Source organism: Streptomyces sp. B1866, assembly GCF_031932565.1.
GTDB lineage: Bacteria > Actinomycetota > Actinomycetes > Streptomycetales > Streptomycetaceae > Streptomyces.
The window spans coordinates 1-796 of sequence record NZ_JAVSCF010000565.1; the positions used below are offsets into that span (position 1 = coordinate 1).

Genomic DNA, 796 nt, shown 5'->3' on the forward strand with positions numbered 1-796 from the left:
CGTGCGCGCGCAGCGAGTCGTCCCCGGGGGGCGGTCCGTCCTGGCCGGACGGGCCGTGCCGGGCCGCCTCGGCGGCGTTGGGCGTGGCCAGCCGCGCGCCGGCCACCGGCTCGACGCCGCGCGGGTGCGGGTCCCAGACCACCGTGCCGCGCCGGGCCGCCTCGGCCAGCCAGGGGCGTACGGCGGCGGCGGTGCCCCGGCCGTAGTCGGCCACCAGGACGGCGGGCGCGGCGCGGAGCGCGTCGAGCACGGCCGAGCCGGGCCTGCCCGGCGTGCCGCCGCCGCGGTCCACGCGCACCAGCGGGCGCCCGCCGGCCCGGATGCGGGTCTTGACCGGCAGGGTGCCGGTCAGCGGCAGCTCCACCAGGCGCACCAGCGGCCGCAGGCCCGCGCGGACGGCCTCGCTGGCGGGGTCGCGGCCGAGCGCGGTGACGAGCGTGACCTCGCGGCCGTCCCGCGCGGCGAGGGCCGCGGCCAGGCCGGCGCCGCCCGGACGGCTGCGGTCGCCGGTCACGTCGACCACCGGCGCCGGGGCGTCGGGCGCGAGGCGGGTGGCCTCGCCGTCGACGTCCCGGTCGAGCAGGGCGTCGCCGACGACGAGGAGGGGGCGCTGGGCGGTCATGCTGCTTCACCTCCGGTGCGGGGAGCGTTCGGGGAGACGGCCGGGGGCGTGCGGTTCCGTACGGGCGGCGGGCGCCCGGCCGGGACGGCGGGAGCGGCGCGGCCGGGTGCCGGGCGGGACGGCCGCGGGCGCCCGCGGCACCTGGCGCGCGCACGCTGCACGGGCCCGGGGCGC

Annotated in this window: 1 pseudogene; it reads right to left on the reverse strand. The window is 83.7% G+C overall.

The features are described from left to right. Nucleotides 1–622: pseudogene (locus RKE29_RS30215) on the reverse strand (D-beta-D-heptose 1-phosphate adenosyltransferase); the annotation flags it as partial. Nucleotides 623–796: the final 174 nt, after the last annotated feature.